Genomic DNA, 15,024 nt, shown 5'->3' with positions numbered 1-15,024 from the left:
CAAGTCCGTCGCGACCCGCGCCGCGTCCGGCAAGGTGCTCCAGGCGCTCGGCGAGGTCATCCCCGAGCTGTGGGGCGGTTCCGCCGACCTCGCGCACGGCACGCTGGGCACGCCCCCGCAGATGCATCGGAACGTCGGCGTCCGCCAGTGCCGGATAGCCGTCGGGGCCGAGCCTGATCAGCTCGGGCACGATGTCCGCGCAGAGACCGTGGCCCTGGCAGAGCGTCCAGTCCACCGCGAGCTTCTCGCCGCTCGGAATCGACTCCTCCGCGTCCTGGTAGCCGGGCGCGGGCAGGGGCAGCACACCCGTCGTCTCCCGTCCGCAGCCGCCGTCCAGCACATGCGCGGCGAGATCGTCCGTGAACGCGGACAGGGTGGAGGCGAAGAAGCGCGCGGAGCCGTCGGGGTGCTTGCAGGCGCCCCGGCCCTTGACCGCCTGGGTCACGGTGCGCAGTGCTTCCAGCGCGGCCGGGCCGCCGCCGTTCATGACGTCCGAGAGGCCGCCGGCCGCCGCGGGCAGGCCGAGCTTGCAGGGACCGCACTGGCCGGCCGTCTCGGCCGCGAGCCAGTTGGCGACCCGGAGCGCCTCACCCAGCGGGCAGGTCTCGGGGCCGATCGGCAGGATGGCGCCCGCGCCCAGCGAACCGCCCACGGCCGCCAGCGACTCGCGCGAGATGACGGCCTCGTGGGCGGCCACCGCGTCGATCCAGTTGCCGTGGTAGCCGCCGGTCAGTACCCCCTGCGGCAGCGGCGGGGCGCCCGCCATCTGGAGGACGTACCGCATCGGCACACCCGTGGGCACCTCGATGACCATCGGGCGGGCGACCGCGCCGGAGACGGTGAGCAGGACCGTGCCGGGCTCGGAGTCGAGGCCGGTGTGACCGTAGCGGCGGGCGCCGATCCGGGCGCCGACGGCGAGCTGCGCGTAGGTCTCGGCGTTGGACAGCAGCGTCGGGGCGCCGCCGACACCGGACTCGGCGGCGCGCTCACGGCGGCCGGGAGGCAGCGCGGGACCGCCGCCCGCGGCGCGGATCACCGCGGATGCCTCACCGGAGACCATGCGTTCAGGGGTACGGACGACCCGTGCCCGCAGCCGCTGGCCCCGGCGGTCGGACAGACCGCGCTCGGCGAGGGCGGCCCTGATCGAGAGCTCGGTCGAGTTCCTGGTGACGGCGACGATCAGGGTGCGGGCGCCGAGTGCCTCGGCGGCCAGCAGCGCGCCGTCGAGGATGAGATGCGGGGCGCGGTTGAGCAGCACGGTGTCCTTGCGGCAGGCGGGCTCGCCCTCACTGCCGTTGATCACGACGACGGGCCGCACTCCGCGGCGGATCGAGGCCGTGGCGACCGCCCGCAGCTTCTTGCCGAAGGGGAATCCCGCGCCGCCCCGGCCGCGCAAAGACATGTTCTCGGTGAGCTGGGCGAGCCGTTCTCCCGACATCGGCTCCAGCGGGCCGTGCACCTTGAGGTGCATGGCGAGGTCCAGACGCTCGACCAGGTCGAATCCCTGCGTGAGCTGGGGCAGACCGACAACGCGGACTTCGGGGACGTCGGGGAGAGGGACGTTCACGGTCGGTCTCCTGCGGGTGCGTGCCAGGGTTCCCCGGCCTGGGGCTGATAGAGCGGGCCGGGCGAGGGCGGAGGGACGGAGCCGGGCGCCGGGCCGTCCTGGACGGGGACGGCGCCGGTGTCGTACGGGGACGGGGCGTCGGGACCGTAGACGGGGCGGGCGCCGGTGTCGTACGGGGAGGTGGCGCCGGGGGGCTGCGGCGGGATGGTGCCGGTGTCGTACGCGGGCGTCGCACCGGTGTCGTACGGGGGGACGGCCCCGCTGTCGTACAGCGGTGGCGCGGGCGGTGCGAAGGCCTGCGCGGGCACGGGCGGTGAGGGGGCCGGCCAGGAACCGGGCCTGCCCATGGGCTCGTTGGGGACGACCGGGAGCTCCTCGGTCATGGGGATGCGTTCGGCGAGCGGTATCTCCCCGGTCGGCGGAGGTGTCACCGGTATCCGCGCGGTCGGGTCGTTCAGCGGATCGCCGGCCAGGGAGACCGCGCGGTAGCCGGCCGTGATGCCCGGCCCGGGGAACGGATCCGGGGCTCCGGCCGTGAAGGGACCGGTGACCGGCCCTTCCGTGCTGCCGGTGCCTCTGAAGGTGCTGGGGAAGGCGTCGGCGTCGGGGCGCGTGACCTCGTACAGCGGCGGGGCCGGGGCGGCGAGCCGCGGTGGCGCGGCCGGCCGGCCGAGGGGCTGCGCCGGTGTCCACGCCGACATGGCCGGTTCCCGCTGGAGCCACCGGTCGTACTCGGCCTCCGGTGCCAGGCCCGTCGTGCCGGGAAGCGGGTCGGACGAGGGATCGCGCTGGGGCCGCTCGGGCGCCGGTGTCTCACGGAGGCCGCCGGTCAGGGCGCCGATCCGGTCGGCGAGGCGGCGCTGGAGCGGACGCGGAAGAAGCCGTAGTGACACGGCAGCGGCGACCCCGAAGAGGGACAGGCAGTACATCGTGGTCACCCAGGTCGCCGGGGGGCGGCCCGCGTACAGCCCGTGCATCAGGGCGAAGCACCACGCCGGATAGGCCAGCATGTGCATCGCGCGCCAGCGGCCCGCGATCCGGCCGGGCACGGCGAAGGCGCTGCGCAGCGCGCCGGTCGTGGCGGCGACGATCATCAGCAGCCCGGCGAGCGAACCGAGACCGATGAGGCCGTCCGTACCGGAGACGCCGAGGCCGAACGGCACCAGGGCACCGATCAGCGCGACATGTCCGAGGGTGACCTTGACAGTGACGTGCAGCACCAGAAAGCCGAGCGAGGCGACCGCCGTCGCCCGGTGGACGGCCTGGGCGAGCAGCCGGTGGCGCGGGGAGAGCAGCAGCCGGTCGGTGGCTATCAGGCCCCAGGCGACGGCCGAGGTCAGGGAAAGCAGCGACAGTACTCCGGTGGTGAAATCGAGCGCGGCGCGGAAAGCGTCGCCGGAGGCGACGGCGAGCAGCGGTACGAGCACCAGCGCGGCGACGGTGAGTCCGCCTTTTATCTGCCGGCTCGTGCGGTCGTTCAGGTTGAGCGATGAGCTGAAAGTGCGATCAGGGTTCGGATGAGGGTTCATGGGGGGGCGACTCCGAATGGCTCGGGAAAGCGGTCCCGTTGCCGCATGCTAAGTCGAGCCAATCCGAGCCAGTACCCGGTTTGCAGGTTTACCCGGGGGAACGTGAGACAGGCGACTCTGGGCTTGCCCCGGATAGGGGCGATACGCGGAGTAAGGCAATGCCCCGGGGACCATGAGCGGCACCCCGCGACCCGCCCGCCGCCGCCATGGACGCTCCGTGCGGCTCGTCCGGACGCTGCGGTACCCTGACGCCATGCGTGCCGTACGCCTTCTGCTTGGCGGGCCGCGCTGACAGTCCCGACGGATGAGAGATCCGGTCGGCACCGGCGCGGCGTCCCCTCCTGTGTGAGGGGCTTTTTCATTCGCTGAACGGCACAGCCGAATCCGCCGGCAGAGACGATCGATGGAGCCTTAGAGGATATGAGCGAGACGAATTCCGCTGCCGCCGAGCCGGCCGCGCCGCACCGCTACACGGCCGCCGTGGCCGCCGACATCGAGGCACGCTGGCAGGACTTCTGGGACGCCGAGGGCACCTACGAGGCGCCGAATCCCACCGGCGACCTGGCCGGTGACCCGGCGCTGGCCGCGAAGCCCAAGAAGTTCATCATGGACATGTTCCCGTATCCCTCCGGGACCGGTCTGCACGTCGGGCATCCGCTGGGCTACATCGCCACCGACGTGTTCGCCCGCCACCAGCGCATGACCGGCCACAATGTCCTGCACACGCTGGGCTTCGACGCCTTCGGCCTGCCCGCCGAGCAGTACGCCGTACAGACCGGCACGCATCCTCGGACCTCCACCGAGGCCAATATGGAGAACATGCGGCTCCAGCTCCGCCGGCTGGGTCTGGGCCACGACAAGCGCCGCTCCTTCGCGACGATCGACCCGGACTACTACAAGTGGACGCAGTGGATCTTCGTACAGATCTTCAACTCCTGGTACGACAAGGACGCCGACCGGGCCCGCCCGATCGGCGAGCTGGTGGCGCAGTTCGAGAGCGGCGAGCGCGCGACACCGGACGGCCGCCCCTGGAGCGCGCTGGACGCGGCCGAGCGCGCCGACATCCTGGGCGAGTACCGGCTGGCGTACGCCTCGGACGCGCCCGTCAACTGGTCTCCGGGCCTGGGCACCGTCCTGGCCAATGAGGAAGTCACCGCCGACGGACGCTCCGAGCGCGGCAACTTCCCGGTGTTCAAGGCGAAGCTGCGCCAGTGGAACATGCGCATCACCGCCTACGCCGACCGGCTGCTGAACGATCTGGACGCGCTGGACTGGCCGGAGGCGATCAAACTCCAGCAGCGCAACTGGATCGGGCGCAGCGAAGGCGCGCGGGTCCGCTTCCCGGTCGGTGACGCGGGCGACATCACCGTGTTCACCACCCGTCAGGACACCTTGTTCGGAGCCACGTACATGGTGCTGGCGCCGGAGCACGAGCTGGTCGAGAGGATCGTCCCGAGCGCCTGGCCCGAGTCCACGCACGAGGTGTGGACGGGGGGGCACGCGACCCCCGCCGAGGCCGTCGGCGCGTACCGCAAGCAGGCCGCGTCGAAGTCCGATGTCGAGCGGCAGGCCGAGGCCAAGGACAAGACCGGTGTGTTCACCGGTGCTTATGCCACCAACCCGGTCAGCGGCGAGCGGGTGCCCGTCTTCATCGCCGACTATGTGCTGATGGGGTACGGCACCGGCGCGATCATGGCCGTCCCGGCGCACGACAGCCGTGACTTCGCGTTCGCCCGCGCCTTCGAGCTGCCGATGCGCTGTGTCGTCGAGCCGACGGACGGCCGGTCCACCGACCCCGCCGACTGGGACGACGCGTTCGACTCGTACGACGCGCGCGTCATCAACTCGACCGGGACGGACATCTCGCTGGACGGCCTGGGTGTCGCCGACGCCAAGGCGAGGATCACCGAATGGCTGGCCGCGCGCGGTATCGGCGAGGGCACGGTCAACTTCCGGCTGCGTGACTGGCTGTTCAGCCGCCAGCGCTACTGGGGCGAGCCCTTCCCGATCGTGTACGACGAGGACGGGATCGCGCACGCGCTGCCCGAGTCGATGCTGCCGCTGGAACTGCCGGAGGTGGAGGACTACTCGCCGCGTACGTTCGACCCGGACGACGCGGACACCCAGCCAGAGACCCCGCTCTCGCGGAACGCGGACTGGGTCAATGTCGAGCTGGACCTGGGCGACGGCGTCAAGCGCTACCGCCGGGAGACCAACACCATGCCGAACTGGGCCGGTTCGTGCTGGTACGAGCTGCGCTATCTGGATCCGCACAACAGCGAGAAGCTGGTCGACCCGGCCATCGAGCAGTACTGGATGGGGCCCGGGGAGGGGCAGCCGCACGGCGGCGTCGACCTGTACGTGGGCGGCGCCGAGCACGCGGTACTGCACCTGCTGTACGCGCGCTTCTGGTCCAAGGTGCTGTTCGACCTGGGGCACATCTCGTCGGTCGAGCCGTTCCACAAGCTGTACAACCAGGGCATGATCCAGGCGTTCGTCTACCGCGACAGCCGTGGGATCGCCGTGCCGGCCGCCGAGGTGGAGGAGCGCGACGGCGGATACTGGTACCAGGGCGAGAAGGTCAGCCGGGTGCTGGGCAAGATGGGCAAGTCCCTGAAGAACGCCGTCACCCCCGACGAGATCTGCGCCGAGTACGGCGCGGACACGCTGCGGCTCTACGAGATGGCGATGGGCCCGCTGGATGTCTCGCGGCCGTGGGACACGCGTGCGGTGGTCGGACAGTACCGGCTGCTCCAGCGGCTGTGGCGCAATGTCGTCGACGAGACGACCGGTGAGGTCACCGTCGTGGACACCGCGCCCGGCGAGGACACCCTGCGCGCCCTGCACAAGGCGATCGACGGGGTCACGCAGGACATGGCGGCGATGCGCTTCAACACCGCCATCGCCAAGGTCACGGAGCTGAACAACCATCTGACCAAGACGGGCGGGCCGGTCTCACGGGCGGTCGCCGAGCCGCTCGTCCTGCTGATCGCGCCGCTGGCCCCGCACATCGCCGAGGAGCTGTGGCACAGGCTGGGCCACTCCGGCTCGGTCGTGCACCAGGACTTCCCGGTCGCGGACCCGGCCTATGTCGTCGACGAGGCCGTGACCTGCGTGGTGCAGATCAAGGGCAAGGTCAAGGCGCGGCTGGAGGTCTCCCCGTCGATTTCCGACGAGGAGCTGGAGGCGCTGGCGCTGGGCGACGCGGCGGTGGTCGCGGCGCTCGAAGGGGCGGGTATCCGGAAGGTCATCGTGCGGGCACCCAAGCTGGTGAACATCGTTCCGGCCTAGAATCGCCCGGTTCTGACGTGGCCCGGCGGACCGGGAGCGGGTGGTCCGGCGGCCACGGGTGCTGTTTCTCGCGGGCAGGTTGAGGGTTCTGCGGAACCCTTCGCCTGCCCGCTCCGTTTACGGTGGAAGAAGGACAGCCGACGACGAAGGGGCGCCCATGGAAGCCACGATCCTGATCCTGGCGCTGCTTTTCGTCGCGTTCATGGCGCTCGGGGTGTACGCGGGCGTCAAGGCGATCGGCGCCGCGAAGCGTGGTGTGGACCGTACGATCTCGCAGGCACGCCGCACGGTCGAGGACACGACCCTGCGCGCGAGGAGCCTAGGGCAGATGGGCGTCGCGGGCGAGCTGGCACAGCTCCGGCTGAAGCTGCGGACGTCGATGCGCGCCACACAGGACGCGCTTCAGGCAGGTTCGGCCGAGGACGCCTCGCTGGCGGAGTCGGTCAGCCTCTTCCAGCGGCTCAGCGTGCACGGCGGAGAGCTGGACGACGAGCTGAGGCAGCTTGAGCGGGATCCGGACCGGGCCAGGGTCGCCGAGCGCCTTCAGGAGTTGCGGGAGCGGACGGAGCGGATCACTCATTCGGCGGACTCGCTGCGCTGGGCGGCGCGGGACCGGGCGCGCAAATTCGCGGAGGACGATCTGTCGTCGCTGAGCGCGCAGATCGATGTGGAGTCGGGTGCGCTGCGCCACTGGGCCACGGCGGAGCCGGAGCCCGAGCGGGAGACGCCGTGGCCGGAGCCCGAGGCGGGCGGGGTGGAGAAGCCGGGGCCCACGGTCACCGAGCAGGTGTGGCCCGAGCCGCCGCCCGCCGCCGGGCCGCAGGCGATCGAGCCGGCCGATCCGCGGCGGACGGCGTATCCCTGGCAGAAGCCGACCAGACAGGCGAGGCCGGAGACCACGAACTGAGCACGGCGCGCGGAGAGGTCCGGCAGGCGCTGTCGGACGTTGGCGCGCGCGGACGGTGTTCTGGCCCGAGATGTCACGCGGCGTGCACATGGGTGAAGCGACGTGCCGGCGAACAGGCAGAGAACGGGCGGAACGGATCGGTATCCGGCGCGGGTCGGGAACGAATTGATCATTGGGGCGGGGCCGGGCTGCCGACCGGGGGCAACGACGGGTAACCTCCCGGTCATGTCCCGCCATGTCGCGATCGTCACCGATTCCACGGCCTACCTACCGCCCCAGACGATGCTGCGGCATGCCATCACCGCCGTGCCGCTGACCGTTGTGCTCGGCGACCGCGCGCTGGAGGAGGGCACCGAGATCTCGGCCCGTTCGCTGGCCGCGGCCCTCCAGAAGCGACACTCCGTGACCACGTCACGTCCGGCTCCCGAGGTCTTCGCGGCCGCGTACCGGGCGGCGGCGGAGGGCGGCGCGACCGGAATCATCTCACTGCATCTGTCGGCCGAGTTCTCCGGGACGTATGACGCCGCGGTCCTCGCGGCGAAGGACGCGCCGGTACCGGTACGGGTGGTGGACACCGGCATGGTGGCGATGGCGCTGGGTTTCTGCGCGCTGGCCGCCGCCGAGGTGGCGGAGGCGGACGGCACGCTGGACGAGGCGGTGGCCGCCGCGCAGAAGCGGGCCGCGGACACCTCGGCGTATTTCTACGTCGACACGCTGGACTATCTGCGCCGGGGCGGCCGGATCGGCGCGACGCAGGCGCTGCTGGGCTCGGCGCTCGCGGTGAAGCCGCTGCTGCAACTGGACGACGGGCGCATCGAACTGCTGGAGAAGGTGCGGACGGCGTCGAAGGCGATCGCGCGGCTGGAGGAGATCGTCGTGGAACGGGCGGGCACCAGGCGGGTGGACATCGCCGTGCACCATCTCGCGGCGCCGGAGCGGGCCGCGACGCTCGCCGAGCGACTGCGCGAGCGGGTGCCGGGCCTGGCGGAGCTGCATGTCAGCGAGGTGGGCGCGGTGATCGGCGCGCACACCGGGCCGGGGCTGCTGGGGGCTGTGATCTCGCCGCGCTGACGGGCCGGGGGCGGCTTCGGGGCCGGGGCCGGGGTCATGGCGACGGTCGGGAGCCGCGCTGATGGTCCGGGGGTGTGGTGAAAGTCCGGGGGCTGTGGTGACGGTCCGGAGTCGTGGTGCCGGTCAGGTCGGCGGGTGCCGGCTCACTGGCGGTGGCTCTCGTTCGGGTGACGAAGTTGTCCACAACCAGCGGGTTGTCCACGGAAATCAGGTCCGTTCGGCGGGGTCGGGCGGATGTGCCTACCGTTTCGTGGCATGGCTCTCCGAACACGCTCAGCAACCAGTGGCCCGGGCCGGGCTCCGGGCTCCGACGGCCGCGCCCGTCATGGCCGCGCCCGCCGGGGCAATGCCAGGACCGGCCCGGGCACGCCGCTCTCGTATGCCGTGGGCCGCCCCGGCGGGCCAACGGACGCGACGACCACGCCCCCGGCGGCGGCTTCCACGGCGGCGTCTCCGACGACCGTGACTCCCAGGACGACCGCGGCCCCGACGACTGCGCGAAGCCGCGCGGAGGCACTCTTCGCCGGTGCCCCGGCCGCGCCGGGCCGTCCGGGGGAGGCGCCGCCGGACGCGGACCCAGCTTCCCCCGGAGCGGGGGAGACGGCGGGTGACAGGGGGCGGCGGCGCGAGCGGCTGGGTCCGGCGATGCGTGAACGCCTGCCGATGTGGGTCATGCTGAGATGCGGCCTGGAGCCCAGGACGCTCGCCGCACTCGCCGTCGTCCTGGTGGTGGCCGTGGTCCTGGCGGTCCAGCATTTCTGGACGGCGCGTCCGCACGAGGTCGGCGTACCGGAGCCGGTCCGGGCGGCGGCCGTTGTCCCGGAGCCCTCGCCCTCGGCGGAGCCGAAGCGCGTCGTGGTGGATGTGGGTGGCAAGGTGCGGCAGCCGGGTGTGCTGCGGCTGCCGGCCGGATCACGGGTCGCCGACGCGCTGCGCGCGGCCGGAGGCGTCAAGCCCGGCGCCGACATCACCGGCCTCAACCGGGCGCGGGTACTGATGGACGGCGAACAGGTGGTCGTCGGCGGTCCGGCACCACCGGGGGCGGGCGCGGTCGGTGGTGTCGGCGGTGGTGGCGGTGTTGTTGGCGGCAGCGGCGGTGGTGGCGCCGGGCCGGTGAGTCTCAACTCCGGCACGCTGGAACAGTTCGACACGCTCCCGGGGGTCGGCCCCGTGCTGGCCCGCCGCATCGTCGATTACCGCACCCAGCGCGGAGGCTTTCGGTCCATCGGCGAGCTGCGCGAGGTCAATGGCATCGGTGAGCGCAGGTTCGCCGACCTTGAGCCGCTTGTACGCCCATGACGTCGCCCCCGACACGCCCCGAGGTCCACGCGGCGTCGGCCCACCGGCTCGGGGACGCCCATCCGCGTCAGGAGGCGCCCGCGGATCTGCGCCTGATTCCGCCCGCGCTGGCGACGTGGGCGGCGGCGGCCCTGGCGCTGGGCGCTCCGGGCCGCTGGCTCCTGGCCGCCGCATCGGCCTGTCTTCTGGCGGCCGGACTGCTCCTGACACGCGCCGCGCGCCTCAGGAGGCGGGGGCGCGAAGACGCCCCCGGAGACGGCCGGGCCACTGACCGGGCCGTCGACCGGGCCACTGACCGGGCCGTCGACCGGGCCACTGACCGGGCCACTGACCGGGCCGTCCGGAGGCGGCTCAACGGCACCGCGGTCGCGGCGGCACTGCTGTGCGCCGCCGCCGGAGCGGCGTCCGCCGGCTGGCACGGGGCCGACACGCGCCGGGGGCCGGTGCCGGGGCTCGCGGAGCGGTACGCCAGGGTCACCGTCGAGCTGACGGTCACCTCCGATCCCCGTCCCGTCCGCCCCAGGGTCCACGGGGACAGGACGACCGGCGGCGGCTTTGTCCTCGACGCCGACATCACCCGGGTGACGGCGCCCGACGGCGAGGTCACCACGGTCCGGACGCCCGTCCTGGTGCTCACCGGGCCCGGCGAGCACCCCGGCCGGTGGCAGCGGCTGCTGCCCTCCACCCGGCTGCTGGCGACCGGGAGACTCTCCCCGCCGCTGTACGAGGACGAGCGCCATGCCGCGGCGTTACGGATGGAGGGCCCCGGCCCGCCGCGCGTCACCGGGCTCCCGACCCGCGTGCAGCGGGCCGCCGGAGCGCTCCGCGCCGGACTGCGCGGGGCGACTGACGGGCTCGAACCGGACGCCCGCGCGCTCCTCCCCGGCCTGGTCGTCGGCGACACCTCGCGCGTGCCGCCTGAGCTGCACGACGCGTTCAAGGCGACCGGCCTCACTCATCTGCTGGCCGTGTCCGGCAGCAATCTGACGGTGGTGCTCGCCCTGCTGATCGGGCCGCCGGGGCTGGCCATCAGAGCCGAGCGGCGCGGGCTCGCGCCACGCCTGGGGATCTCGCTGCGATCGACCGCGCTGCTCGGCGGGGCGCTCACGCTCGTGTTCGTGATCGTCTGCCGGCCGGAGCCCAGTGTGCTGCGGGCCGCGGCCTGCGGGCTGATCACTCTGCTCGCCATCGGCACGGGCCGCCGCAGGTCACTGCTGCCCGCGCTGGCCGCCGCCGTGCTGCTGCTGGTGCTCTACGACCCGTGGCTGAGCCGTAGTTACGGCTTCCTGCTCTCCGTACTGGCCACCGGCTCCCTGCTCACCGTCGGGCCGAGATGGAGTGCCGCGCTGCGGCGGCGCGGGGTGCCGCCGAGGCTCGCTGACGTTCTGGCCGCGGCGGGAGCGGCGCAAGCGGTCTGCGCTCCTGTGGTGGCCGTGTTCGCGTCCCGGGTCAGCCTGGTGGCCGTCCCGTGCAATCTCTTCGCCGAACTGGCGGTGGCCCCCGCCACGGTCCTCGGTTTCGCCGCGCTCGCCCTGGCACCGGTGACGCTGCCGGTGGCCGGGGTGCTGGCGAGATGCGCGGGCTGGCCGGCGGGCTGGATCGCGTCCGTCGCCCGCCATGGCGCGGCCCTGCCGGGTGCGGAGATCTCCTGGCCCGGCGGCTGGTGGGGCGGGCTGCTGCTCACCGTCCTGACGGTGTTTGTCCTGTTCGCCGTCCGGTGGCTGCCGCGCCATCCCTGGACGGCCGCCGTGTGTGCGGTATTTCTGCTGCTCGCGGTCCTCCGGCCGCCTTCGCTCGCCCGGATCGTCACCGGATGGCCGCCGCCGGGGTGGTCGCTGGCGATGTGTGACGTCGGCCAGGGTGACGCCGTTGTGCTGTCGGCCGGTGAGGGCACGGCGGTGGTCGTGGACACCGGTCCCGACCCCGGGCCGGCCGATCGCTGTCTGCGTGACCTCGGCGTCACCCGGATCCCGCTCCTGCTGCTCACCCACTTCCACGCCGACCATGTCGCCGGACTGCCGGGCGTGCTGCGGGGCAGGTCGGTCGGCGCGATCCAGACGACGACCTCGGAAGAGCCGCCGGAGCAGCGCGCGTTTGTGCGGAGGACCGCCGCAGGGGCGCGGATCCCCGTCATCCGCGCGGGGCCTGGGGAGCAGCGGCGGATCGGGCCGCTCACCTGGCGGGTCCTGTGGCCGGGAGCAGAGCCGGGAGCGGTCGGCGGGGAGGTGAACAACTCCAGCGTCACCCTGTTCGTACGCATCGCCCGGGGCCCCACATTGCTGCTGCTGGGTGATCTCGAACCACCCGCTCAGCAGGGGCTGCTGCGTGCCTGGCCCGAGTTGCCGCCGGTCGATGTGCTCAAAGTCGCCCATCATGGTTCGCCCTTCCAGGATCCGGGGCTGCTCCGTGGCGTCCGCCCCCGGCTCGCGCTGATCTCGGTGGGCAGGGACAACTCGTACGGCCATCCCTCGCCCCGGACCGTCGACGCGCTTCGGGCCGGGGGAGCGGTGGTGCTGCGTACGGACACGGACGGGTCGATCGCGGTGACGGGGACCGGGCACGGGCTGGCGGCGGTGCCGCGTGGCCGGGCCGGCGCGCGCCGACGGCGCGGCCTCGTGTGCACTGCGACTGGGCAAGACCGTTTCGGGCTGCGGTTCGGCCGGATGCCCGCGCCCCGAACGCCTTTCAGTAACGGCGTGTAGTAGCCGAGTTCTCTACCTGTCGGTACGTTTGCCACGAACGCGGCAAGGGTGATCGAATGCCTTTTCGTCAGTGGCCGCCGCCCCGACGAGGACGTCCTGCCGTGCGCGGCCCCGCAAAGCCCGATCGCACAGGGGTACGTAGAGCATGATCAGCCGCCTGCTCGGCCGACGGACGGCCGCTCACGAGGGTAGTTATCAACTGGTCGGGCTGTCCGTGCCGCCCGGCGCGGGTCTGCTGAGCTGCCGCGTCCTTGACCCGGTCGGGGAGCCTGTCGGACAGGCCGAGTTCACGGTGAGCGACGGCAACGGTCGCAAGATCGTGAGTGGGGAGACGGATCCCTTCGGCATGATCGTGGCGATGGTTCCGGTCGGGGAGTACCGGCTGGCCATCTCGGCCGCCAGCTTCAGCCCGCACCGGGGCAACGCGTCGGTCACCGAGGGCGGGCAGCATTCCGAGCTCGGGAACATCACGCTCCAGATCGCACCCTCGCTGCCGCTGCCGGTCCCCGGTGAGTGGGAGATCGAACCGGCTCACTCCCGGATCGGGTTCATAGCGCGTCACATCGGACTCGCCCGGGTGCACGGCCGGTTCGACAACTTCGCCGGTGCGATCCGGATCGGCGAGACGATGGAGCAGACGGCGATGCATGTCGTCATCGGTGCCGCGTCGATCGACACCAGTGTGCAGATGCGCGACGACCATCTGCGGTCCGCCGACTTCCTCGATGTGGCCAACTACCCGACGCTGGAGTTCTACAGCGACCGGTTCGCGCACCGGGGCGGCAACAACTGGGCGATCACCGGCGCGCTCACGCTGCACGGTGTCACCCGCACGATCACCCTTGACGCCCAGTACCTCGGCATCGGCAACGGTATGGAGGGCGAGACCCGCGCGGCCGTCCGTGCCACCACCGAACTGCACCGCGAGGACTACACCGTCAACTGGCAGTCGATGCTGGCGCGGGGCATCGCGGTCGTCGGATCCAGCATCAAGATCGAGATGGATATCCAGATCGTCCCCAAGAGCTGACACCGGCCACCTCCCGGAGCCGGACACACGAGGCCGGACGCACGGAGGCCGGACACACCGGAGCCCGAGGAGCGGGAGCCGACCGCACGGGCGCCGGGCACACGAGGCCGGACGCCGGACGTCTCCCGAAGCCCGGCGCCCGGCTCCTGGAAGAATGCCGCCGTGAGCGATGTGAGACATGTGCTGGTGCTGCCCGACCGCGACGCGGCGGAAGAGGTGGCGGCGGCCCTCGGCGAGGATTTCGGGGTGGCCGAGGAGCCGCTGCTGATACGCGACGCCCTCGCCGGCGAGGACGACGCCGAGGACGCCCAGTGGCTGGTCGTCGTGGAGGACCCGGAGGCGCGCCTCGACGGCGCGGCTCTGGACGCGTTCGTCGCGGGCTGGGAAGGCTGGCGGGAAGCGCCCTGAGCGCCATGCCCGTGCCTCCGGACGTCCCGGTGCCCCGCCACCCGGCGGCGCGCGCGGTGCCGCCGACCGCCGCTTCGGGCTCCGTTCGCCTCCCGGTGCGTGGGCCGCTGTCGACGGCCGGACCGCTGTCGGCGCCGGCCTCGGCTGTCCGTGGCCCGTGCGATGCTGGACCGCGATGGCCACCAGAAAGTCTTCTCCCGACGATCTCCTCGCCCCGCTGACGCTCGCCGTGGGCCAGGAGGATCTGCTGCTCGACCGCGCCGTCCGCCAGGTGGTGGCGGCTGCCCGTGCCGCCGACGCCGACACGGACGTACGCGACCTGACCTCCGACCAGCTTCAGCCCGGCACCCTCGCCGAGCTGACCAGCCCGTCCCTCTTCGCGGAGCGCAAGGTCGTCGTCGTACGGAACGCGCAGGACCTCTCGGCCGACACGATCAAGGACGTCAAGGCGTATCTCGACGCTCCGGCCGAGGAGATCACGCTCGTCCTGCTGCACGCGGGGGGTGCCAAGGGCAAGGGCTTGCTGGACGCCGCGCGTAAGGCGGGGGCCCGGGAGGTCGCCTGCCCGAAGACGACCAAGCCCGCCGAGCGGCTCACCTTCGTACGCTCCGAGTTCCGCGCGCTGGGCCGCTCGGCGACGCCCGAGGCGTGCCAGGCCCTGGTCGACTCGATCGGCAGCGATCTCCGGGAGCTGGCGAGCGCCGTCTCGCAGCTTGTCGCGGACATCGAGGGCACCATCGACGAGGCCGTTGTCGCCCGTTACTACACGGGCCGCGCCGAGGCGTCCAGCTTCACCGTCGCCGACCGGGCCGTGGAGGGCCGGGCGGCCGACGCCCTGGAAGCGCTGCGCTGGTCGCTGTCGACCGGGGTGGCGCCGGTGCTGATCACCAGCGCGCTGGCCCAGGGGGTACGGGCCATCGGGAAGCTCTCGTCCGCGCGCGGCGGCCGGCCTGCCGATCTCGCCCGGGAGCTGGGAATGCCGCCATGGAAGATCGACCGGGTGCGCCAGCAGATGCGCGGCTGGACCCCGGAGGGTGTGGCGGCGGCGCTGCGGGCCGTCGCCGAGGCCGACGCGGGGGTCAAGGGCGGCGGTGACGATCCGGAGTACGCGCTGGAGAAGGCGGTCGTCGCCGTCGTGCGCGCGGCCCGCAACGGCCGCTGAGCGGTCCCGTCGTCCCGGGCCCGGTCACGCCGTGTCCCGCGCAGGCCGTGTCCCGCGC

At 72.6% G+C, this 15,024-nt stretch carries 10 protein-coding genes; 8 read left to right on the top strand and 2 right to left on the bottom strand.

Going from position 1 to position 15,024, the window contains the following annotated elements:
* Positions 1-1,567 (bottom strand): NADH-ubiquinone oxidoreductase-F iron-sulfur binding region domain-containing protein (locus tag ABZ707_RS03420; RefSeq protein ID WP_360166887.1); only part of this gene is annotated, 1,567 nt, incomplete at its 3' end.
* Positions 1,564-3,096, bottom strand: a complete 1,533-nt coding sequence (locus ABZ707_RS03415) for a hypothetical protein (RefSeq protein WP_360166884.1) — start codon at positions 3,094-3,096, stop codon at positions 1,564-1,566. The genes ABZ707_RS03415 and ABZ707_RS03420, both read right to left, overlap by 4 nt.
* Before the next feature lie 420 nt (positions 3,097-3,516).
* Here ABZ707_RS03415 and leuS point away from each other — a divergent pair, with 420 nt between their 5' ends.
* The 8 genes from leuS (at position 3,517) to holA (ending at position 14,966) form a co-directional block, all read left to right on the top strand.
* Positions 3,517-6,387 (top strand): leucine--tRNA ligase, encoded by a 2,871-nt coding sequence (leuS, locus tag ABZ707_RS03410; protein WP_360166881.1) that lies wholly within the window; start codon positions 3,517-3,519, stop codon positions 6,385-6,387.
* A 157-nt stretch (positions 6,388-6,544) separates the two neighbouring features.
* Positions 6,545-7,294, top strand: a complete 750-nt coding sequence (locus ABZ707_RS03405) for a hypothetical protein (protein ID WP_360166878.1) — start codon at positions 6,545-6,547, stop codon at positions 7,292-7,294.
* A gap of 225 nt (positions 7,295-7,519) precedes the next feature.
* Entirely contained in the window at positions 7,520-8,365 is an 846-nt protein-coding gene (locus tag ABZ707_RS03400; RefSeq protein WP_360166875.1) for a DegV family protein, read from the top strand.
* A 255-nt stretch (positions 8,366-8,620) separates the two neighbouring features.
* Entirely contained in the window at positions 8,621-9,664 is a 1,044-nt protein-coding gene (locus ABZ707_RS03395; protein WP_360166872.1) for a ComEA family DNA-binding protein, read from the top strand.
* Complete coding sequence (locus tag ABZ707_RS03390) at positions 9,661-12,366, top strand: ComEC/Rec2 family competence protein (protein ID WP_360166869.1); 2,706 nt, start codon at positions 9,661-9,663, stop codon at positions 12,364-12,366. Before ABZ707_RS03395 ends, ABZ707_RS03390 begins: the two co-directional genes overlap by 4 nt.
* Positions 12,367-12,511: 145 nt before the next feature.
* Positions 12,512-13,396 carry a YceI family protein gene (locus ABZ707_RS03385; protein WP_360166866.1) on the top strand — a complete coding sequence of 295 codons (885 nt, stop codon included), beginning with the start codon at positions 12,512-12,514 and terminating at the stop codon, positions 13,394-13,396.
* 162 nt (positions 13,397-13,558) lie between these two features.
* Positions 13,559-13,804 (top strand): hypothetical protein, encoded by a 246-nt coding sequence (locus ABZ707_RS03380; RefSeq protein WP_360166863.1) that lies wholly within the window; start codon positions 13,559-13,561, stop codon positions 13,802-13,804.
* 175 nt (positions 13,805-13,979) lie between these two features.
* On the top strand, positions 13,980-14,966 hold the full coding sequence (gene holA / locus ABZ707_RS03375; RefSeq protein WP_360166860.1) for a DNA polymerase III subunit delta: 987 nt from the start codon (positions 13,980-13,982) through the stop codon (positions 14,964-14,966).
* Positions 14,967-15,024: the final 58 nt, after the last annotated feature.

It is taken from the genome of Streptomyces sp. NPDC006923 (assembly GCF_040635655.1).
GTDB lineage: Bacteria > Actinomycetota > Actinomycetes > Streptomycetales > Streptomycetaceae > Streptomyces.
The sequence above is the reverse complement of the archived record's forward strand: the minus strand, read 5'-3'. Positions and strand labels throughout refer to the sequence as shown.